Origin of the sequence: Nocardioides proteolyticus (assembly GCF_051280635.3) — a bacterium.
In the GTDB taxonomy this organism is placed as follows: Bacteria; Actinomycetota; Actinomycetes; order Propionibacteriales; family Nocardioidaceae; genus Nocardioides.
In genome coordinates, this window is the sequence record NZ_JBNBPO030000010.1 from 58,684 (window position 1) to 79,962 (window position 21,279).

At 67.0% G+C, this 21,279-nt stretch carries 18 protein-coding genes; 9 read left to right on the forward strand and 9 right to left on the reverse strand.

Going from position 1 to position 21,279, the window contains the following annotated elements:
* Positions 1-21: 21 nt before the first annotated feature.
* The 3 genes from ACPOLA_RS08020 to ACPOLA_RS08030 form a co-directional block, all read right to left on the reverse strand.
* Complete coding sequence (locus ACPOLA_RS08020; protein WP_435769889.1) at positions 22-330, reverse strand: hypothetical protein; 309 nt, start codon at positions 328-330, stop codon at positions 22-24.
* Positions 331-442: 112 nt separating this feature from the next.
* The gene (locus tag ACPOLA_RS08025; protein ID WP_435769890.1) at positions 443-787 is read right to left on the reverse strand and encodes a hypothetical protein; all 345 of its coding nucleotides are present in this window, start codon (positions 785-787) and stop codon (positions 443-445) included.
* A gap of 299 nt (positions 788-1,086) precedes the next feature.
* Complete coding sequence (locus ACPOLA_RS08030) at positions 1,087-2,022, reverse strand: hypothetical protein (RefSeq protein WP_435769891.1); 936 nt, start codon at positions 2,020-2,022, stop codon at positions 1,087-1,089.
* Positions 2,023-2,252: 230 nt separating this feature from the next.
* Between ACPOLA_RS08030 and ACPOLA_RS08035 the strand changes: the two genes are divergently transcribed.
* The 3 genes from ACPOLA_RS08035 to ACPOLA_RS08045 are packed head-to-tail and all read left to right on the forward strand — an operon-like array spanning position 2,253 to position 6,642.
* Positions 2,253-3,707: a DNA recombination protein RmuC gene (locus ACPOLA_RS08035; protein ID WP_435769892.1), complete on the forward strand. Its 1,455-nt coding sequence runs from the start codon at positions 2,253-2,255 to the stop codon at positions 3,705-3,707.
* 20 nt (positions 3,708-3,727) lie between these two features.
* A complete protein-coding gene (locus tag ACPOLA_RS08040) occupies positions 3,728-5,257 on the forward strand; it encodes a TldD/PmbA family protein (protein WP_435769893.1) in 1,530 nt (509 codons plus the stop codon).
* Entirely contained in the window at positions 5,254-6,642 is a 1,389-nt protein-coding gene (locus ACPOLA_RS08045) for a metallopeptidase TldD-related protein (RefSeq protein ID WP_435769894.1), read from the forward strand. The genes ACPOLA_RS08040 and ACPOLA_RS08045 overlap by 4 nt, the downstream gene beginning before the upstream one ends.
* Positions 6,643-6,723: 81 nt before the next feature.
* On the opposite strand, the gene ACPOLA_RS08050 is transcribed toward ACPOLA_RS08045, so the two are convergent.
* The 4 genes from ACPOLA_RS08050 to ACPOLA_RS08065 all read right to left on the reverse strand — a co-directional run bounded on the left by ACPOLA_RS08050 (position 6,724) and on the right by ACPOLA_RS08065 (position 12,250).
* Positions 6,724-8,118 carry a response regulator gene (locus ACPOLA_RS08050; RefSeq protein WP_435769895.1) on the reverse strand — a complete coding sequence of 465 codons (1,395 nt, stop codon included), beginning with the start codon at positions 8,116-8,118 and terminating at the stop codon, positions 6,724-6,726.
* Entirely contained in the window at positions 8,115-9,008 is an 894-nt protein-coding gene (locus ACPOLA_RS08055; protein WP_435769896.1) for a sensor histidine kinase, read from the reverse strand. Before ACPOLA_RS08055 ends, ACPOLA_RS08050 begins: the two co-directional genes overlap by 4 nt.
* Positions 9,009-9,010: 2 nt before the next feature.
* The gene (locus ACPOLA_RS08060) at positions 9,011-10,858 is read right to left on the reverse strand and encodes an AAA family ATPase (protein ID WP_435769897.1); all 1,848 of its coding nucleotides are present in this window, start codon (positions 10,856-10,858) and stop codon (positions 9,011-9,013) included.
* Positions 10,859-11,458: 600 nt separating this feature from the next.
* Positions 11,459-12,250, reverse strand: coding sequence for a hypothetical protein (locus ACPOLA_RS08065; RefSeq protein ID WP_435769898.1), 792 nt, complete (start codon positions 12,248-12,250; stop codon positions 11,459-11,461).
* 830 nt (positions 12,251-13,080) lie between these two features.
* Between ACPOLA_RS08065 and ACPOLA_RS08070 the strand changes: the two genes are divergently transcribed.
* The 6 genes from ACPOLA_RS08070 to ACPOLA_RS08095 all read left to right on the forward strand — a co-directional run bounded on the left by ACPOLA_RS08070 (position 13,081) and on the right by ACPOLA_RS08095 (position 19,738).
* Entirely contained in the window at positions 13,081-14,373 is a 1,293-nt protein-coding gene (locus ACPOLA_RS08070; RefSeq protein WP_435769899.1) for a PIN-like domain-containing protein, read from the forward strand.
* A gap of 136 nt (positions 14,374-14,509) precedes the next feature.
* Positions 14,510-15,421 carry a tyrosine-type recombinase/integrase gene (locus tag ACPOLA_RS08075; protein ID WP_435769900.1) on the forward strand — a complete coding sequence of 304 codons (912 nt, stop codon included), beginning with the start codon at positions 14,510-14,512 and terminating at the stop codon, positions 15,419-15,421.
* Positions 15,422-15,615: 194 nt separating this feature from the next.
* Positions 15,616-17,103: a serine/threonine-protein kinase gene (locus ACPOLA_RS08080; RefSeq protein ID WP_435769901.1), complete on the forward strand. Its 1,488-nt coding sequence runs from the start codon at positions 15,616-15,618 to the stop codon at positions 17,101-17,103.
* A 185-nt stretch (positions 17,104-17,288) separates the two neighbouring features.
* Complete coding sequence (locus tag ACPOLA_RS08085) at positions 17,289-18,275, forward strand: NAD-dependent epimerase/dehydratase family protein (RefSeq protein ID WP_435769902.1); 987 nt, start codon at positions 17,289-17,291, stop codon at positions 18,273-18,275.
* A 54-nt stretch (positions 18,276-18,329) separates the two neighbouring features.
* Positions 18,330-18,992, forward strand: coding sequence for an endonuclease/exonuclease/phosphatase family protein (locus ACPOLA_RS08090; protein ID WP_435769903.1), 663 nt, complete (start codon positions 18,330-18,332; stop codon positions 18,990-18,992).
* A gap of 299 nt (positions 18,993-19,291) precedes the next feature.
* Positions 19,292-19,738 (forward strand): HNH endonuclease, encoded by a 447-nt coding sequence (locus tag ACPOLA_RS08095; protein WP_435769904.1) that lies wholly within the window; start codon positions 19,292-19,294, stop codon positions 19,736-19,738.
* A gap of 12 nt (positions 19,739-19,750) precedes the next feature.
* Here the strand turns inward: ACPOLA_RS08095 and ACPOLA_RS08100 are convergent, their stop codons facing one another.
* The gene (locus tag ACPOLA_RS08100; RefSeq protein WP_435769905.1) at positions 19,751-20,026 is read right to left on the reverse strand and encodes a hypothetical protein; all 276 of its coding nucleotides are present in this window, start codon (positions 20,024-20,026) and stop codon (positions 19,751-19,753) included.
* Positions 20,023-21,279 carry a hypothetical protein gene (locus ACPOLA_RS08105; protein ID WP_435769906.1) on the reverse strand — a complete coding sequence of 419 codons (1,257 nt, stop codon included), beginning with the start codon at positions 21,277-21,279 and terminating at the stop codon, positions 20,023-20,025. The genes ACPOLA_RS08100 and ACPOLA_RS08105 overlap by 4 nt, the downstream gene beginning before the upstream one ends.

A 21,279-nucleotide genomic window follows, 5' to 3' on the forward strand; every position in this document is an offset into this window, starting at 1 on the left:
CGACCCGGCACGCCGACGACGTCACGATCGCGCGGACTGACCTCCGCGGGTCCGGGCGACTGCGACGACGGCTATCCCGAGCAGGACCACGCCGACGACCAGGAACGGCCACGGGCTCCACCGCTCGGAGCACTCGGTGACGTCGCCGGCCGTCGTGCACACCTGGCCCGGCCCGTCGCGATTGAGCCAGGCCAGGTAGAGGGGTGCAACCGCGAGGCCGCCGATGGCGGCGACCACCGAGGTGGTGCGCAGCCGTTGCCAGAACGCTCCGACGCCGGCGAGGACCAGAGCCACGGGGAGCAGGAAGACGCCGACGGTCAACACGCTCACGACGCCGACTCCGGCGAGCGTCCCCACCACGGCCCACCAGGCGTATGCCCAAACCGGCGGTCGGTTGCCGACCGGCACTGACTGCGATTGCGAGGTCTGAGTCATGACGAACTCATTCAGTTGGGGGTTGAAAATGAACCTGCCAGCCCTGCTCGGGCGTGTCAATCAGCTGGACGATGAAGTACGGCAAGTCGGTGTCCGGGTCGTCGTTCGACAGGCACTCAGGGCTGGGCGTGGTGCCGCCCTCGGCGGGCGCCGTCCGGCACATCGTGCCGACGAAGGTCGCGTAGGACGTGTCCTCCCCCGTGGGGTTCACGGCTGCGACCTTCATGGTCCCTGACATCTGCGGCGTCGTGCCGGGACCGCGGCCGAGGCCGAGGGCTTGGAGGGCTCCCTGCTGATCGGCAACGACCCATCGGGCGGCCTCCTCGAAGTCGCCCGCCACGATGGCGTCCATGTACTCCTGGGCCGCCTTCGCCGGGTCGGGCGACCCCCGGTGAGGTCCGGGGCTGGTGCCGGCGTCGTCGTCGGAGGCGGACGCCGTCTCGCCAGGACCTCCCGAGGCCGACCCTGCGACGGTTTCCCCCTCAGCGGACGGCGATGAGCTCCCGGAGCGGCCTGCCGATGGGGCCACGCCGGCACCGTCCGTGGCATTGTCGGCTGATCCACAGCCGACGACGGCGACCACGGCCAGCGCGATCCCTCCTGCCCGCGGAGCCAACCACCGGGCCGAGGCCCCACGTCGAGTCGGAGTGATCATCCGAACGGCCAGGATCCGCCGTTCGAGCTCTCGTGGTGCACGAGGTTGGTGCACGCGCCATTCTTCCGGTCGTCCCACCGCACTTCCCAGGCCCCGGACTTGAACCCGATCACCTGCTCGTCGTGGTGGAAGTTCGCGGTCGAGCTCGTCGGGAAGCCGCATGCGGCCCAGCCGCCGGCCCCGAAGAAGAACACGACCCACTTGGCGAAGGCGGTGTTGCGGAAGTGCGTGACGCCGGAGAACTCGAACCGGTTGCTGTAGTTCCCGTAGTAGTTCGCCTTCGACACGATGTAGGTCTCGTCCAGGCATTGGCCGCTGATGCAGCCCTTGAACGAGTTCCGCGCGACTCCGCGCTTGAGCCACTGGTTGCGGTTCCACTGCAGCGCCACCTTCGTGGAGCTGATGTCGATCTCGATCGGGTCGACCCACGCCGTCCTAACCCAACGGTTGTACGTCGTCGCAGCGGCGGCCGTGACGTCGGTCTGCGCCCGCACGACGGGCTCCTCCGTCACGTCGGCGGTGTCGGCGTACGCCGCGGCCTCTGCGGGGGTGAGCTCGGCGACCAGGTACTCCGTCTCGCAGGTGGCCGGGTTGAAGGCGACCTCCTCGCGCACGACGACCTTCGAGCCGGCGTTGCCGCGTTCCACTCCGGACAGGGTGCAGGTGCCGCCTCGGCCAGGCGTCCCCTTGACCAGCTTGCGCTGCGCCTTCGGGCCGAGCGCGGACAGGTCGGTGCGGTAGTGGATCCAGCCGTCGTCGGTGACGGTGACGTTCTGCTTGCCGGCCCCCTCCGCCGCGGGCGCGGGCGTCGGGTCCGGCTTCGCCTGGAGCCCCGGCCCTGCCGATGCAGGACCAGAGACGGCGGGTGCGACGAGGAGGCATACGGCAGTTGCGGTGCCGATGGCAACGACGAGCCGGCGTGCTGACTTCATGGTTCATCCTTCTTGGGGGGTGAGAGAAGGTGATGCGCCAGCCCGAGAGGAGGTTGGTGTGACCTCTCTACTCCCACGTCGCCACGGAGGCAATGCCCTCGATTGGCTATTGACGGTGGCCGGAGACAGGCGGAGAATCCGGCGGTCGCCCCCGGGTTTGTGACCAATCTCCACCCGCACCCGGCGTGGGCGGCGGGGTTGTGTCGCGCGGTGCTGTTTGACTTCCGTCCATGGAGATCGTCGCGCTGCTTCTCGGCCTCGTCCTCGGCACCGGGGCCGGGTGGTTCGCGTGCCGGTCGACCCAGCGCGCCGCCGGTCCCGACCTCGAGCAGGTGCTCCGCGACCACCAGGCCGAGGCAGAGCGGCTCGCCCACGAGCACCACGTGGAGGTCGAGCGGCTGGCGCAGGTCCACCAGGCCGAGGTGACCGAGCTGCGCCACGAGCTCGACCGCACCCGCCTGCAGCACGAGACGGCCGTCGGTGAGGTCCGCGCCCGGGAGGCCGAGGCCCGGGCGGAGGTGCGCGCCGACCTGACCGCGGCGCTCGCCACGGCCGACCAGCTCCGCGACGCCCTCGCCGCCGCGCGTGAGCAGCACAAGGCGCTCCTCGACCAGCAGCGGCAGGTGCAGCGTGAGCGCGAGCAGGCCGAGGGCGGGCACACACAGGTGCTCAAGACCCTCAGCCCCGTGCTCGAGCACCTCCGGGCCATGCAACAGAAGGTCGACGAGCTCGAGCGGGCCCGCGTCGAGCAGCACACCGAGCTCGCCAGCCAGATCCGGCACACCCAGCGCTCGGTGGAGGACTCCCGCAAGGCCGCCGACACCCTCGCCTCGGTGCTGAAGAACAACGCCGTCCGCGGGGCGTGGGGCGAGACCCAGCTGCGCACGCTGATCGAGACCGCCGGGCTGCTCAACCGGGTCGACTTCGAGCTGCAGCACTCCGTCGAGGCCGACTCGGGCGACCGCCGACCCGACATGGTGATCAACCTGCCCGGCGGCAAGCAGATGGCGATCGACGCCAAGGTGCCCTACAACTCGTTCATGGATGCCCACCGCGAGGGCATCGAGCCGGAGACCCGGCAGCGGCTCCTCGACGACCACGCCCGCAAGGTGCGCAGCCACGTCGACACCCTGGCGCGCAAGGGCTACTGGACGGGCCTTCCCGTCAGCCCCGAGTTCACCGTCGCGTTCATCCCCAACGAGCAGCTGCTCAACGCCGCGCTCGAGGTCGACCCCTCGCTGATGGAGCACGCCTTCAAGCAGGGCATCGTGCTGGCCACGCCGACCAACCTGTGGGGCCTGCTCAAGACGGTGGCGTTCACCTGGAAGCAGGAGGCGCTGACCGAGGACGCGCAGGCGCTGTTCGAGCTGGGCCAGGTGCTCTACCGGCGGATCCTCAAGCTCGGCGAGCACGTGGAGAAGCTCGGCCGCTCCCTCCACCGCAGCGTCAAGGACTACAACGCCTTCACCGGCTCCCTGGAGCGCTCGGTGCTGCCGGCAGCGCGCAAGCTCAACGCGGCCGACCCGATCGCCACCATCCCGGCGCCCAAGGCGATCGAGGAGGCCCCCCGCGCGCTGGCCTCGGCGGAGTTCGAGGCGATCGCCGACCTGGAGCGCGACGAGCTGGCGTTCGACTTCGACGCGGTCGACGCCGAGGTGGTCGAGGGGGACGCACAGGCCGGGTGAGTCTGGATAGGGTCGCCCGCATGGCAGCCGGTCAGCTGGACCCGACCTTCCTCGCACTCCCCCACCGACGTCTCGGCGAGATCGCCCTCGCCCGCGCCGCCGAGCTCGGCGCCACCCATGCCGACTTCCGCTTCGAACGGATCCGCGCCCAGCAGATCTCGGTCCGCGACGGCGCCCTCCAGGGCTCGTCCGAGGGCGACACCGTCGGCTTCTCGGTCCGGGTGGTGCACCGCGGCGCCTGGGGCTTCGCGGCCGGCGTGGTGCTCACCGACGACGAGGCCCGGCGGGTGGCCGAGACGGCGATCGCGGTCGCCGAGGTCGCGGCCGCGATGACGTCCCGGCCGGTCGAGCTCGCCCCCGAGCCGGTGTACGACGACGTCACCTGGGTCTCCGCCTACGAGGTCAACCCGTTCGACGTGCCCACCGCTGACAAGACCGCCGTGCTCGTCGACTGGAGCGAGCGACTGCGCAGCCACGACGCGGTGCAGCACGCGACGTCGTACCTGCTCGCGATCCAGGAGAACAAGTACTACGCCGACCTCGCCGGCACCCGCACCACCCAGCAGCGGGTCCGGATGCAGCCGGGCTTCGAGGCGATGGGCGCCACCGACGAGCTCTTCGACTCGATGGCGAGCATCGCGGCGCCCGTCGGCCGCGGTTGGGAGTACGTCACCGGGCGGCCCGAGGACGGCGCCCACGACTGGGACGCCGAGCTGGCCGAGGTGCCCGAGCTGCTCGCGGAGAAGCTGGCCGCGCCCAGCGTGGAGGCCGGCCGCTACGACCTGGTGATCCACCCCTCCAACCTGTGGCTCACCATCCACGAGTCGATCGGTCACGCCACCGAGCTCGACCGCGCGCTCGGCTACGAGGCCAACTACGCCGGCACGTCGTTCGCGACGCCCGACAAGCTCGGCTCGATGCAGTACGGCTCGCCGGTCATGCACGTCACCGGCGACCGCACCATCCGGCACGGCCTCGCCACCGTCGGGTACGACGACGAGGGCGTCGCCACCCAGCAGTGGGACATCGTCAAGGACGGCCTCTTCGTCGGCTACCAGCTCGACCGGCCGATGGCGGCGCTCTTCCCGCAGCTCAATGACGGCCGCTCCAACGGCTGCGCCTACGCCGACTCCCCCGGCCACATCCCGATCCAGCGGATGGCCAACGTGTCGCTGCAGGCCGCGCCGGACGGGCCGTCCACCGAGGAGCTGATCGGCCAGGTCGACCGCGGGCTCTACATCGTCGGCGACAACTCGTGGTCGATCGACATGCAGCGCTACAACTTCCAGTTCACCGGGCAGCGGTTCTACCGGATCGAGGGCGGGAGGCTCGCCGGCCAGGTCCGCGACGTGGCCTACCAGGCGACCACCACCGACTTCTGGCGCTCGCTGGAAGCCGTCGGCGGCCCGGAGACCTGGCTGCTGCACGGCGCGTTCAACTGCGGCAAGGCCCAGCCCGGCCAGGTCGCCGCGGTCAGCCACGGCGCCCCGACGTCGCTGTTCCGCGACGTGCGAGTGCTCAACACGACCGAGGAAGGAGCGCACGCATGAGCGCGACCCCCCAGGAGCTCGTCGAGCACGCCCTCGCCGCCTCGTCGGCCGACGACTGCATCGTCGTGGTCAGCGACAGCACCGCCGCCAACCTGCGCTGGGCCAACAACACGCTGACCACCAACGGCGTGATGGTCGACCGCTCGGTCACCGTGATCTCGTTCTCCCGGACCGCCGGCGGGGTCGCCGCCGCCTCGGTGACGGGCAGCGCCACGACGCGCGAGCAGGTGACCGAGCTGGTCGCCGCCGCCGACGACGCAGCGCGGAGCGCCGAGCCGGCCGAGGACGCCGCCGAGCTGCTGCGCGACCGGGTGAGCGCCGACTGGGACGAGCCCTCGGTGCCCACCGACATCGGCGTCTTCAAGGACGTCGCCCCGGGCCTCGGTGAGGCGTTCCGCCGCGCGGAGTCGGGCGACCGGATCCTCTACGGCTTCGTCAGCCACGACCTCGCCACCACCTACCTCGGCTCCTCGACCGGCCTCCGGCTGCGCCACGTGCAGCCCACCGGCCACTACGCCTGCACCGGCAAGGACGCCGCGCTCACCCAGAGCGCCTGGGTCGGCGGCGCCACCCGCGACTTCGCCGACGTCGACCCGCTGGCACTGGAGGCCGAGCTCGAGCGAAGGCTCGGTTGGGGCAGGCGCCGGGTCGAGCTGCCGGCCGGCCGCTACGAGACCATCCTGCCGCCCAGCTCGGTGGCCGACCTGATGATCGACGCCTACTGGTACGCCGGCGCCCGCGACGCCCACGACGGCCAGTCCGTCTACAGCAAGCGGCCCGCCGGCACCCGGATCGGCGAGCGGATCGTCTCCCCCGGCGTGCGGCTCCACTCCGACCCCGCACTGCCCGGCCTGGAGTGCGCCCCGTTCACGGTCGCCACCTCCTCGGGCCCGACCACCTCGGTGTTCGACAACGGCCTCGACCGCGGCACGACCGACTGGATCCGCGACGGCGTCCTGACCTCGCTGGTGCAGACCCGTCACAGCGCCGGCCTGACGGGCCAGCCCGTGACGCCGTACGTCGACAACCTGGCGCTGACCGTCGACGGCGCCGCCGGCAGCATCGACGACCTGGTCGCCTCCACCGAGCGTGGCCTGCTGCTGACCTGCCTGTGGTACATCCGCGTCGTCGACCCCCAGTCCCTGCTCCTCACCGGCCTCACCCGCGACGGCGTCTACCTCGTCGAGGGCGGCGAAATCACCGGCTCGGTCAACAACTTCCGCTGGAACGAGAGCCCGATCGACCTGCTCAACCGGTTCACCGCCGCCTCCGCGACGGTCCCGAGCTTCAGCCGCGAGTGGGGCGACGACTACTTCAGCCGTACGGCGACGCCGGCGCTCAAGGTCCCGGACTTCAACATGAGCTCGGTCTCCCAGGCGATGTAAGGCCTCACGAGCCTTTACGGTTGCGTCGCACTCCACCATCGTCCTTCCGCCCAGATAGACGCGTTGTGAGGGTCCGGGCTTCTAGTTCTCGAGGCGGCGAGCAGCTGCACTCGCGATCGCAACAGCCATACCCGAGTCAACGTCGTCATACTTGACCTGTCGGAGCGCATGCGCGTACGCGCACGCCATAACCTCCGCTTCGGTCCCGAGTTCGTATGCCCAGGCGCGCGTCGCCCGTATGAACGGCTCGAAGGCGCTCCCTGCAGCGAACGCGTCGACATCGGGCCAATCCGCCCAGTTGAGTGGCCGTTCGGATTGGCGGGCTGGGCCATGAGGGTGAAACAGCAGACTCAACTCCAGGGTGATCGGGTCGAGCGGCGCCGGTCCGGGGCCCGTATCGGCAAAGTCTATGAGGACAGGGCGCCCGTCCAAATCCACAAGCACGTTCTCCCCGTGGAGGTCACCGTGGCAGATCACCTCACCGACCTCCACCTCGATTCGTTCCACCTTTGAAGCTAGATCCACCGCTGCTCTCGAATGTCGAAGGCGTTCATCCGTGAGACCCCTACGGCGCAGGTCACCGAGTGTGGTCGTCATTCGCCCCCGTGACGGCGAAGTCCATGGACGAATGCCCGCCTGTAGTCGATGCACCAGGTCTGGCCCCGTCTCTGGTACGGCGGCGACGAGATCAAACAGCGACTTGTCGCCGTCGGCGAGGGTGGACACTATCGCCGAGAACCGCCCGAGACTGCCAGACACCGGTTCGTGTGTTGGAGCAAAGAACCCAGGTGCTAGTCGGTTGGAAACGTGCTGCCGGTATCGCGTGTATTCGTCTTCCGCCTTCCGGTGGTCCGTGGTCTTCAGGAAGATGGCGGCGGGCGTCTGGCGGACGCCCGCCAATCTCACGCGGCCGACTGCCGCGCCCGATGCCCCTGCTAGGAGAGTGACCTCAGCGCTGTCGTGGCCGGTGCTCAGCGCGTACAGGCCTACAGCGCGTCTGAAGGCGGCGGGGGCCGCTTCACCTCCGCTGATACCAACGGAAAGCACCCGCTTGAGTCCGGCAGCCAGCTCGGCGAGTTTCGATTCGAGCGCAACAGGGTCGTCCTTGTCCACGAGGTCAACGAGCGGGTAACGCTCGACACCAAAGACCCTGTCCACTCCACCCAATGACAACTGACTGCGAGTGTCGCGGCTTGTCGCGAAGCCCGTTAGGAAAATGACGGGTGTGCCGGGGCACGAACGCCTGATCGCGGCTTGGACCGAAAGCCCGTGGACCTCTTGAATGTCGGCGCTGTCGCCATGGGGCGGCAATCGGATGTCGCACAAGATCAGGTCGAAGTCGCCACGGTCCAGGGCTGCGAGCGCATCGTCGCGTGAACCGGCAACCGTGACTTCAGCATCGGGCACCTCGCGCTCGATCGACTCCATCGCGTCGCGAACGCTTCGCTCTTCGTCCTCGACGAGGAGGATCTTCATACCGCAGCACTTTCCCTCGGCCAACGCAATTCGCAGGCAGTCCCGCCGAACTCCCGTGGAGTGAGTTCGATGTAGCCACCGAATGACTTCATTGCACGTAATGCAATCGCTAGGCCCATCCCGAAGTTTTCCTCCTTAGACTTGAGTGAGATCCCTGGCTCAAAGAGCCTCTCCTTGTCCTGCGGCAAGCCGATACCGTCGTCCAGGATCGCCACCCAAGTCTCAAATTGGTTTGAACCGCAAGTCAGCACAACCGGATCTGAGTCCTCAAGAGATGCCTCGACCGCGTTGCGTAAACAGTTCTGAACGGCGAACCGAAGCAGCTCAGGGTCGCCAAGAACTACCAGCGTGTCAGACCGCGCCACCACGACCTTACTGGCGGAAACGGCGCCGGCCGATACTTCGTGGTTGAGAAGTTCTACGAGGTCGAACTGGACGACGTTCGGGGGCGCAGCCGCGTCGTGAAGCCGGTGCATCGTCGTCAAGAAATCTTGAAGCCGAGATATGGCCGCTTCTGAACGCGAGCCCACAAACCTGTCGCCCGCGAGTTCGCGAGTAGCGCGAAAAACGCCACTCACCAGCGGCCTCAATTCGTGCAGCAGGACCCTCGACACGCTCTGGATCGCTTCCGCGCGGATGTCGTCGTTGAGTTGCAGGTCAGGAGGAGTCCAGCCGTCGGTGTCGCTGGCGTTCATTCGTGGCTGCGTAGCGGTGCGGATGACTCGATCGAGGGCACCCTGGACCCAGGAGTCGACCTCACGCGCCCGAAGGTCGCGCAGCAGACCTATATCGACATCCTTCGGGTCCTCGAGCAAGGCGCGGGCGCCGCGAAGCCGGTCCACAGCATGCTCGGACCGAAGGAGTGAGTATGGATCGTCACCCTGCTCCATGGCTACTTGCCCTTAGAACCATAGAACTTCGCGCGCCGCGCAAACGCTTCCGATCCGCCCTCGAGAATGCTGCTAACAGCAGCGACTGTCTCGGGATCATCAAGTTTCCCTTGGTGCCGCGCGAACCCTCGCTCGCCATCCGAGTCCATCACGACCACTTGCTGAGCCTCTCCAAGCACCGGGATGTTGGCGTTGTGAGTCGTGACGATGTACTGATCGAACGGGCCGCGTTGCCTAAGAGCGGGCACCAAGGTGGACGCGATAAAGGCATTGTCCAGATGGTCCTCAGGCTGGTCCATGACCAGGGGGTCGCCGCGATGCCTGAGCAGGATCGGCAGCACGACTGTGCAGCGCTGTCCGATCGACAAGCGTCCTGTCGGCTTGTACTCCACACCGTCAAGCAAATCGATCTCGACACCATCATCCGTTACCGCCCCGACGATCGAAGGGGTTCCATCGGCCTGGAGTGCTTCCACGACCGAACGGGCTCGATCCTCTGAGATTCCTAGCGCCGTGGCCAATTTGGCCGCATTCCCGGTCTCAGCCCAAGTGACTAACTCCAGCGGGCTCACACTGCTTGCGATGACTGGTGCTAGCTGGTTGTAGTGCAACCCACTTCCCCTCAAACCGGCCACGATCGCCGCTTGATATCCGCTCACTTCAGCGGACTTCGTGAGGCGGATGCGGATACTTGGGCCCAGTTCCCGGTTCAGTTCGTCGACTATCTCCTGGCGCTCGCTAAAGATGCGTTCTAGCTGGCTGTCAAGCTTCCCAAAGAGTTCGTCTCGTTCGGCGGCACGTCGAACGTAATGCTCGCGTCTCGCGTCTCGAGTCGAGCGCAGGGCCTGCAATTGACCGTGGCGTTCCTCGAGCTCCGCTACGGCCCGCGCTGCGCGACTGATTCCTGCTGTGGTGTTCTCGAGGCTCTGTCGGAGTTGACGGCTGTGCGCGTCGACGGTTGCCCTGAGCTCTTCTGTCTCCACTTGGGACGACGTCACGCGTTCGTCAATCTCGGCAAGATCCATCTCGACATCGACCAAGAGTGCTCGAAGGCCACTGAGTCGGGCTCGTTGTTCCTCCAGTGGATCAGGACCAGCCTGGTTGGGCCAGTCGGCCAGGAGTTGCGGCACCTCGGCTGTGAGACGCTGGACGCTCGACCGGAAGCGTTCAACGCTGGCGCGGTCGCTAGCCAATGTGGATTCCCGCATCGCAATGATCTGGCTCGCCTTCTGCAGTCGCTCCAGCTCCGCTTGTTGCTCTTTGGAAGTCGCCGAATCATTGAGCAAACTTTTTTGCACTGCTGTTGCCTGCTGCAGCTGTTCCGCTACGCCTTGTAGAGCATCTATCTGTTCGTTGAGGGAACGGCCCTCCGCGATCACGCTGGCTATCTCGGTCGTGATGCTTTGGACGGATAGCCTCAGGGCGTTGAGTTCACGCTCGTCTGCATTCCGACCGGGTCGGAAACGGTCGATGAGGTGCAGTCGGCCGGAAGCCTTCGCGCCGACAGACTCGATCTCGTTTTGAGCGAGCACGGTACAGGAAACGCCGTCCGGAGAAGACCGCGTGACTTGGCCAGAAGCAGATCGCGTGATCGCTAAGCGCTGATCGCCATCGACGATGGTGACGGTCACAGCTCCGCCGTCCAAGATCGCAACGGCCTGTTGGGTCCCACGCCGAAGGACTTCGTCGCTGAATGAGCCCGCTCCCAAGGCATAGCGGATCAGCTCGACAATCGACGTCTTGCCGGTGCCCCTCGCCCCGATGATGGCGTTGAGGCCCGGTTGAAAAGTGACGTCCAAGTTGGCAAGAAATCCCTCCGCCTCAACTTGTAGCCGTTCAATGTAGGCCATCGCACCTCAGAAGGATCGATACGGTTCGGACAAGATGCAGACTAGTGCGCTGTACCCCCACCGCAGGGCAACTCGGCGTCGCGTGGGTGCAGACGGATGGTCTTCTCGCCCAGGCTCGTCAGTGCCGGGTGATTGCTGGATCTGGGGACTGCCCGGGCTGTTCGCCCCAACGCTTGAGCGGCCTCACGCCCACAGGAAGCACCGAGTCTCCACCTAGTGCGACACTCCGCCGCGTTCACTCCCGGCGCATCTCGACTCGACGCGACGCTGAGGGTTCGGTGTCCCTACCGTGGTCACCATGTCCGAGACGCGCATCCTTCATGACGAGACCTGCCCGAAGTGTCAAAGTCCCATCCGGGTCCACGAGAATGTCATTCCGAATACCCATAGGCGAGCGGTGGTTCGCAAGGAGTGTTCACGAGGCTGCGTGCTGCTCGCGTCCGACCTTGAAGAAGCCTGAGCAACGTAGCGTCAGTATCTCCCGCGGCGCCTCTTCGTTCAGCCTCGATCCGCCGCGAACGCACACCGCCGTCGCGCACTCGAACTATGCTGCGATCGTCTCTAGAGCGCTGTCGATCGTGCGGCTCCCAGTTCCGGCGCCTACCGCTCCTCTGTCAGATCACCGCCCAAACGTGTCCCGGCGAGGACCGCAACGCGCGCGGGCGAAAGATCCCGAGCTTCGACCTGCCCGACGAAGTCAGAGTCGACCCTGGAAGCGACACAGCCGAGAGCGAGAAGTTCTGGGTCAATCAGCGAGACATCCGCGCTCAGGCGCTGCCATCGCCGCTGGTCTGTTTCCTGCACGGTCCGGAGGATTTCGTCGGCGCGCTCGATGATCGCGTCCATCGCACCAGCGGCGCGCTCTAGATCAGCTTGCCGCACTCGGCGGGCGAATTCAGCGAACATTCCTGCGGGCACACCCGTAGCGGTCCAGCCGAGGGCGGGGTTGTCGCCGAATGCGTAGGCGCTCTCCCAAACGCCCGGACGGCCCCGATCCACCTCCTCCAGATGTGCGTTCAAGGCGGCGAGCGCTGACATGGCGTCGCTCGGCCGGTCGATTCGCGCCGCGTCACGCCCTCCGAGCGGCGGGCGCCACGCTCCCCCGCACGCCATTCCGACCACCCATGCCTCTGGCGCTCCGACTACCGCGTACAGATTTGCCGCGCGCACCAAGCCATCGACGGCAACAGCCGGATCAAGCAGGACGAGCATGGACGCCGCCTCGGTGATAGTCGTCGCCAGCATCAGCTGTCCCTCGACGGTGCTCTCGTCCTGAGCCAACCGTGGAGTCTCATGATCATCCGCGTACTCAAGCAGGCTGTAGCCCACTCGGGCGACGTCGTCCGGGTCAACCTGGAGCGCATCGAACCATGTCGCGGGAGCAGCGGTCATAGGACGTCCCTGATCGCCGCGTGGCCCTCGGGGGCAACGAACCGAGGGTTGGTCCAGCGGGCAGCGCGCACTGCTCGTTTCCCGCTCGTTGACAACTTCCCGGGTGTTAGGTCCCATCTCTCCACCCAGGCGAGTTGGGCCATTGGAACATGCACCTTTGCCGTGACCTCGCCTTGACGGTGGAACCGCCGAAAGTGCGCGTAAGTGTTAAGGTCGCGGACGTCTTCGGCGAAGCCCTCAAGTGCCACGGTCGAGTGAGGTAGGACGGGCACCCATCCGGCAAAGATGTGACCGCTCGTAACGAACCCTTTGGTCGCGTACTGGAGTGCGGTTCGCTGCGCGGCCACCACGTAGTTACTGCCGTACCCGCGAGCCCGAGCGCTACGCATCCGGACGCCAGCGGTCAACGAGATAAAGGGCGTATCGCCTTTGACGACGTCGTAGTGGTCAATGTGATTGCGAAGCCCGTCCTCGGTGAGCTTGTCGGCTACTTCCGACGGGGTGATGGTTCGGACACTGCGCCACCACTCGCACTGCAGCCCTGACTCGCACGTGATGGTCCTTGCTTCGTCGTCCGTCAGACCACTGATGCCTTTGCGGAACCATTGAAACCACATGGTGCAAGAGTGTTGCAGATTCGCTTGGTTCCCTCGGGAACCGTTGCGCAGCGCTGGAGGTGCCCGCTCCATTGGGACGGGCTTCCTCTGACACCGAGGTCATCCACGATCCGCCGCTGCGTCATACCGCCGCCTGCGTGCCTGCGCACGCCCCACGGGCTCTCAAGCCTGGTCATGGGGCGCGGGCATCGAAGGACGCGTAGCCTCAACGGCATGGTTCCGATGAACGAAGATCCAACGGATCGCGGCGACCTATACAGAGGCTTCGAGGCATACCGGACTCATACCGATGAGGAGCTGCGCGAGGCGCTCCGAACGTGCATGGTCGTGTTTGACACGAACGTTCTACTAAACCTGTATCGGTACAACGCTGAGACGCGGGCATCGATCGTCGACGTCATGACTGCGCTCTCTGAGCGGCTCTGGATCCCGCATCAGGTCCTGGAGGAGTTCTGGCGGAACCGAGAACGGGCGCTCGCGGATCCGCTTGGGCAGGTCCAACAGACGGCCGACGAACTTGAGAAGCTGCGAGCCGCAGCAGTCGAACAACTACGTATGTGGGTCAATCGGGCGGCGCTCAACAAGGCTGACGAGGAAGCGGTTGAGTCCTCGCTGAACGAGGCCTTTGCGAGTGCTGAAACGCTTCTAGATGGGCTCGTCGATGAGGCCGCGGTACAGCGCGCCAGGAACACGCAGCACGACTCAGTCCTTTCCCTTCTCGAGCCAGTGCTTAGGGGCCGAGTGGGATCGCCTATGTCGGCGGAGAAGTACGTCGCCGCTGTGAAGGAAGGTAACCGTCGCGCTGAGGCAAGTGAACCTCCTGGCTTCGCCGACGTGAAGAAGGTCAACCGGGGCGGCGAAGGCGCGGCCGGTGACTACTTGGTGTGGGAGCAGGTGCTAGTCGAGGCGTCGGCGCGGGGAGTGCCCGTGCTCTTTGTGACGGGCGACGTGAAACGAGACTGGTGGCGGTTCGAGGGGAATAGCGCTCGCGGCCCAAGGGTGGAGCTCGCCCGTGAACTGAAGACGCGTTGCGGTCAGGATCTGTTCATGCTCCGACCAGACACACTGCTGGGATTGGCGGACGCGGTCGCGGTTAGCGTGCGCCCGGGTTCAGTCGAGGATGTTGAGCGGACAACGCGTGTCGAAGACCCCGACACGGGCGAACGGCCACACACAGGTTGGACCGCCGAAGCCGTCGAGACACTGCTTCGTCGGCTCAACTATGAGGCTCCAGTCCAAGAGGCAACCATCCGATTTGCCTCCCAGAACGGAGGCTTCGTGAGTCGCGACGATGTCTACAGGATTGGCGAGTACGACCCGTCCAGACAACTCAAGGGTTTCACTCGCCCAGTAAACCGGTTGGCCCAGGAGTTGAGGGATTCGGGCGCGATCCCTGACGAGGCGGTTGACGTATTGGTGCCTGTGTACGACGAGGGCACGCATGGCTTCGGGTGGGTGGATGGCTTCCGCGTCCCCGCTGAGATCGTCCATCACCTTCGCGATTGAGGATGCGTCAATCCGCCGCCGGGGGACGCCTGCAGGCCATCTCGGCGGCGTACCGTCGGTCTGACCGAGTACCTCGCCGCGTCGGGCGGCGGGCGGGGTTGGGGTCGGCCTGGCGTCGCCGCTTGAGGTGACCCCGATGTCCAGTTCCACTCTCTTGCCGTTCCAGCCGCTGGCGATGTCGCCGGCGCAACTGGCGGCGGTGTCCTACCTGGCCCGCTACTCGGGCCGCACGCACAACCTCTACGCGTTCCAGCTGCGTCGGTGGTTCTCATGGTGCGAGGCCAACAGCCTGGATCCGCTGGTGGGGATCCAGCGAGCGCACGTCGAGCTATACATCCGGCACCTCGGCGACTCCGGGCTGATGGACTCCTCGGTGGTCACGACGATGCATGGAGTCCGCGGATTTTTCCGCTACGCCCACATCGATGGGGTCATCGCCGCCGACCCCGCCGTGTATGCACGCCTGCCCAAGGTCCACCGCGACGAGTCCCGCACCCAGGGGCTCGACCGGCTCGAGCTAGTCCGATTCCTCCAGGTCGCCCAGTCGCTCACCGTCCACCACGGCGCACTCGCGTACCTGCTCGGCATCAACGCACTGCGCGCCTCCGAAGCCGCGGCGGTGCGGATCGAGGACTACCACGAGATGCTGCGTGGCCATCGGGTTCTGCGCCTGGTCGGCAAGGGAAACAAGCCCGCCACCATGCCGGTGACCGTTCCGGTCTTGCGGGTCCTCGAGGCTTGCCGCGGGGAACGTACGGAGGAACCACTCGTCCTGCGACCGGTCTCGGGCAAACCGATCGACCGACGCGACTGCTACCGGATGGTGACCCGCATCGCCAAGGCCGCCGGCATCCCGAGGCATATCAGTCCCCATTCGCTCCGGCATGCGGCGATCACCAATGCGCTCGACGCCGGAGTCCCACTGCGCGACGCGCAGATCCTTGCCCGCCATGCCGACCCTCGCACCACCGAGCACTACGACCGAGCACGTGGCAACCTCGACAGGCACGGCGTCCACTTCCTCACCGCCTACGTCGCCGGCGCCTGACCGCTTCACGCTCGTCGAGGTGCGTCAGCTCCGCCCAGATAGCAGTGCCCCAGCGAGCGGCACGTCACGTCCAGGCCGCGATCCCGTCAGCTGTTCTCCCGCCCGTTAGTGATCGGGCGCGTAGACCGTCAGGCGCCGGGAAAGTTGGTCGGGTTCAGCCGATGCGATGGCGCACGGACAGATAGTTTTTACCCGTGACGACACTTCATCTCGACGCCCAAACGTGGACACTCGGGAAGCAGTTGCCCGATGGTGAGGGCGGATTCGGCCGCGTATTCGACGTGACTTCTGAGACTGGCGCCGCCGGTGTGGCGAAGTTCGTCGGTCAAGACCCGGGAGCCGAGCGCGAGCTACTCATGGGCGATTCTGTTGCTGCGGCGAGCGCACGCAACGTCATCCCGGTCTGGGACACCGGCGACCACGGTGGTCAGTGGGTGATTGTGATGCCGAAGGCGGAGAAGTCCCTCCGCGCCCACATGGCTGTCGGGCCGATCCCGGCCAGCGAGGCGGTAAGCATCCTGCGGGATGTGGCGACCGCGCTGTCCGATCTTGCGCAGGCCCCGCCGGCCATCGTGCACCGCGATCTCAAACCAGCGAACGTGCTTCTTCTGAACGGGGCGTGGTGCCTCGCGGACTTCGGGATCGCGCGTTACGCCGAGCAGACGACGGCGGCCGACACCCGCAAGTGGAATCTCACCCGCCCATACGCTGCCCCTGAGCAATGGCGAATGGAGCGCGCGACGCCCGCGACGGACGTGTATGCGTTCGGAGTGATGGCCTACGAGCTGTTGGCAGGCGCCCGCCCGTTCCTCGGCCCGGACTTTCGCCAACAGCACCTGACTGAACCTGCTCCTTCGCTCTCGGCAGGAACACCCCGCTTACGGACCCTAGTCGAGGAGTGTCTTTACAAGGCACCTTCCGCGCGTCCGACCGCGGCCAACATTCTGGCTCGCCTTGAGTTGGCGGCTGAAACTCCGCAGTCCCCCGGCGCCTCCAGATTGGCGCAGGTCAACAGCGCAGAAAGCGAAAGGCTTGCCCTCGACTACGCCGATGCCGTGCGCAAAGCCGAGGCCGACGCCACTGATGCTGCGTTGTTCGAAGTGGCTGGACAGGCGCTTGATTCCCTGTGGCGACCACTCGTGGAAACTGTCGAGGCGGACGCACCGCTTGCCAACGTCACGTATGACTCGCGCAGCGGTCTTAGCGCAGCGCTACTCTTCAACGCAGAGTTACGGAGCGGCAGGCTGAGCGTGAGCAAGCCACGGGCCGTCGCGAGTTGGGACGGCCCATTCCGGGTGATTGCGGACGCCGTTATCTCGGTAAGCCAAGAGTCGGCCGTGAGCGGATATCAAGGCCGCACGCACAGCCTTTGGTTCTGCGACGCCCACGAGAAGGGCCGGTTCGCGTGGTACGAAACCGCGTTCATGAACTTGGCATTTGGCGCCGGCATCATGCCTACGGTCGATCCGTTCGCCAAGGATCCGAGGTCCGCACAGGTCGCCTTCTCCAACGTGACGGGCACGATCCAGTTGGCCTGGCCCGTCGAAGAGTTGGACCGCGCCGATCCGACAGAGTTCGTCGATAGATGGATCGGGTGGTTCGCCGACGCCGCCTTTGGCACCCTGAGGCATCCTTCGTCCATGCCAGAGAAGTCCCCGCAAGGCTCTTATAGAACCAGTTAGTGGTGCGTCTCGCGTCCAAGTAATCCGTCTCGCCAAGCGCTCGCTTGGCGAGACGGACGCTCGGGTGCGTCTATCCGCCGCGAACGTCTCATGCGGCGGCCCGTTAACCAGCGACCGCGCAGGCGGCTTCGAGGAAGCCATCGGCGCCGCGGCGCTCGCCTTCGCCCGTCATCTACCGTAAACAGATGGCGGCTGATCACGACCTCCGCGTAGCGGTAACAGGACCTACGGGCACGTTCGGGCTCGCGCTAATGCCGGTCCTCGAGCGGGACGACCGCGTCGCAGACATCGTCGGCATCGCCCGACGACCGTTCGACCCGCAGCAGCGCGGGTGGACCAAGATGGAGTACCAACGCGGAGACGTCCGCGACGAGAACGCGCTCCGGCAGGCGTTCGAGGGTGCTGACGTGGTGGTGCACCTGGCGTTCCTCATCGTCGGCGGCAACCGGGCGACGACGCAGGCGATTAACGTCGAGGGGACGCTCAACGCCTTCCGAGCGGCGGCTCAGGCGGGTGCGCGCCGGTTCGTCTACGCGTCCTCCATCGCGGCGTACGGCTTCCATCGCGACAACCCGATCGGCATCCCGGAGGACTGGGCGACCCGCCCCGCGGAGCGGCTCTTCTATGCCCAGGAGAAGGCCGAGCTGGAGCACCGGCTCCACGAAGTGGCCGGCGACCACCCCGACACCGAGCTCTACCTCCTCCGTCCGCCGATCGTCCTCGGCCCGGACGCTGTCGGCGCCAAGGTGCAGCTCCCCCGGTTCGTGAGCGCGGTGGCCGGCGCCGTCCAGAAGGGAGTACGACGCCTCCCCGGGGTCCCGGCGCTGGTCCCGGACCTGCCGGTCCAGTTCATCCACCAGGACGACGTCGCGGAGGCACTTCGCCTCTGCATCGTCGGGGCGGGCCCGCAGGGGGCCTACAACATCGCCGCCGACGACGTGCTGAGCCTCGTCGACGTCGCTCGCGAGGTCGGCTTCCGCGCCATCCCTGTGCCCGGACGGCCTGTCGCGGCCGCGGCTCGGACGCTGTCGAAGCTGCCGTTGCCGTCGACCGCACAGTGGGTGGAGGCGCTGAGCCACCCCGCGATCATGGACACCACCAAGGCGAAGACCGAGCTGGGCTGGACGCCGCAGCACTCCGCTCTCGAGTCGTTGCGCGCCACGCTCGGCTGAAAACTCCGCGCGAGGATCCTGCCGCGCGTCGGTCGACGTCCCTAGCATCCGGCCATGCGCATCGGGACGTGGAACCTCCAGGGCCGCTGGGACGACCGCCACCGACGCCTCGTCGACCAGATGGAGTGCGACATCTGGCTGCTCACGGAGGTGTCCGACCGCGTCCGGTTGTCCGGGAGGCATCTGCACGTGACGGAACTCGAGATGACTCCGAAGCGTCGGTGGGCGGGGATCGCCACACACCTGCCCCTGACGGCTCTACCCGATCCCCACGGAGCCAGTGCGATGGCTGAGGTCGACGGGCTCCGGGTATGCGCCTCGATCCTCCCCTGGCGGTCGTGCGGCACCCGAGAACCCTGGACCGGGTCCACGACCGCGCAGAAGACGACGGCTGCCACCTCTGCCATCGAGGCGGCGACACCGACCATCTGGGGCGGCGACTGGAACCACGCCGTTTCGGGGCGCGAGTGGTCGGGGTCGATCGCCGGCCGTCATTCGATCCTCGCCACGGTCGAGCGACTCAGGCTGCAGGTTCCCACCGCGAACGCGCCGCACCAGATTGACGGACTTCTGAGCATCGACCACGTCGCCGTGCCGGCGTCGTGGCCCGTCAGCTCCGTCGAGCGGCATCGTGCCTTCGTCGACGACGCCCGGATCTCTGACCATGACGCCTATGTCGTCGTGGTCGTCCCGGTCCGACCGTCTGACCGCCGATAATCGGTGGGCAGTTCGACCGTCGACGCCTAGCGTTGAGGGCACAGCGGCCGCCCGCCGGCCGCGCCTCACGCCCGAAGGGACGACCGTGCATTCGACGCCGCACCGCGGCACGAGTGCGTCCCGGACTCTCCTGTCGGAACAGGTCGGCGGCCCGCAGTCGAGGCCGCAAGCCCTCCGGAAGAGCGGCGTCGAGGCCGCGGGGGGCACCGGTTGGACCCATTCGACACCGGATCGTCGTACGCACGCCAGAGGGAGGTCATCCCACCGTAGAACCATGGACAGGAAAGGAGGTGCTCGCGGTGACCACTCATGTCGCACTGCTGAACGCCTCCTATGAGCCCCTCGGGAGAGTGTCCTTCAAGCAGGCCGTCCGCATGCTCGCCCGCAAGGTCGCCGCCGTCGAGGAGGCGGTCGAGGGTCGTACGGCGGGGCCCTGGCCGTGGCCGCGGGTCATCCGCCTGCTCCGCTACGTCGTCCCGAAGTGGCTCTACCAGCCCGCCGGGTGGCACCGCGGCGGCGTGTTCATCCGCGACGGGCACCGGTGCGCCTACTGCCGCGGCAAGGCGACCACCATCGACCACGTGCTCCCCCGCTCGCGCGGTGGCCAGTGGTCGTGGCTCAACTGCGTCGCGGCCTGCGAGGCGTGCAACCACCGGAAGGGCGACCGGACGCCGGAGGAGGCGGGCATGCGCCTGCTCATCCGGCCCTACGTGCCCATCCGGGCCGAGCTCGCGCTCGGCCGGTGACGGCGGAGGGTGTCAGCGGACGCGCTGCACCCGCTGCCGGTGCTTGGCGTGGTTGGCGTTGTCGATCTTCTTGTCGCGGGTGCGGGAGATGTGGTCGACCTTCTCCTCGCCGCCCTGCACCGGCTGCGCCTCGATGATCGTGTCCCGCTCGTACTGGTGCGACTTGTCGGTGTTGCGGTAGTACCGGTAGAGCGCCCAGTACGTCGCGACCGCGCCCGCGGGCCCTGCCGCGAGCAGCCACAGCGGGGAGTCGTCGCCGCTGGCCATCACGATGATGTCGAGCATCATGCACCTGCCACCAGGATCGCGCCGGCGATGCCTTCGAGGAAGGTGCCGACAGTGAAGGCCGCGAGCAGCAGCTTGGGCTGTGAGACCGGGACGCTGCCCATCGTCTCCCCCGTCCGTCCGTTGACCGCGATGTAGTGGAGCAGGCCGGTGTTCTCCTGGAAGTAGGAGTAGAGCCAGACCGGGAGGTACATCGACACCCACCGGGAGCCGGCGACGTCGATCTTCTCCTGCTCCCAGCGCACGCCGCGGTCGAACCGCCCGAGCGAGCCCTCGACCTGCGACCGGCCGATCGACAGCAGCTGCTCCTCCAGCACCGGCTGCACGCCGGAGACGTCGCGGTCGCGCTTCTCGCTGCTGAACCCGACGAGATAGCTGGCGTTCCACTTCACGGCGTTCTTCGTGTCGAACGGCAGGATCGTGTTGACGATGTTGTTGGTGTTGGCGCGGCTGAACTGCGCCCGCTCCGCGGACCCCTCCAGCGTGAGGTCGTCGACGGTGAAGGAGACCTGCCGCATCACCTGGTAGACGTCGGCGGCGTAGTAGGTGACGGTGTTGTCGCCCTGCTTCTCCGTCCAGCGCCGGGTCTGCACCTCGCCCTTGCCCCAGTACTGCGACTCCGCGCGGGCGTCGACCACCAGGTAGGGCAGGTAGACGCCGAGCACGTTCTCCGGCACGAACTCCGCCTTGAACCGCTTGTGGGCGAAGAGGCGGCGCTTGCCGGCGAACTCGCGGATCTTCTCGACCGCCTCCTCCTTCGTCAGCTTGAACGGCAGCACCGCGTCGGGCACGGCGCCGTTGGGGATCTGCTGGTTGACGTTGAGCGTGTGGCGGCACCAGTGGCACCGGGCGTTGAGCGAGTTCGCGGTGTCGACCACGACCTCCGCGCCGCACGCCTCGCACTTGAAGGTGAGTACGTCGGCGGCGTCGGCCTGGATGTCCTCGGCCCCGCTGGCGATGACCACGCCCTCGAGCTGGTCGATCCCCTCGCCGAGACCGAACTCCTCCTCGACCCGCGCCTCGTGCCACTCGTTGCGGCAGAACAGGCAGACGAGCATGCCGGTCGAGCCACGCAGCCGGACGTCGGTCGAGCCGCACTTCGGGCAGCGGTTGAGCCCGTCCTTCAGCGACTCGTTGACGGTGTCGATGCTCGGCCCCGGCTCCGGCTCGGCCCGGGCGGCGGCCAGCTCCTCCTCCAGCGACAGCGGTGGGCCGTCGAAGGTCGGCTGCTGCGGCTCTGCGGATTCCTGCGTCAT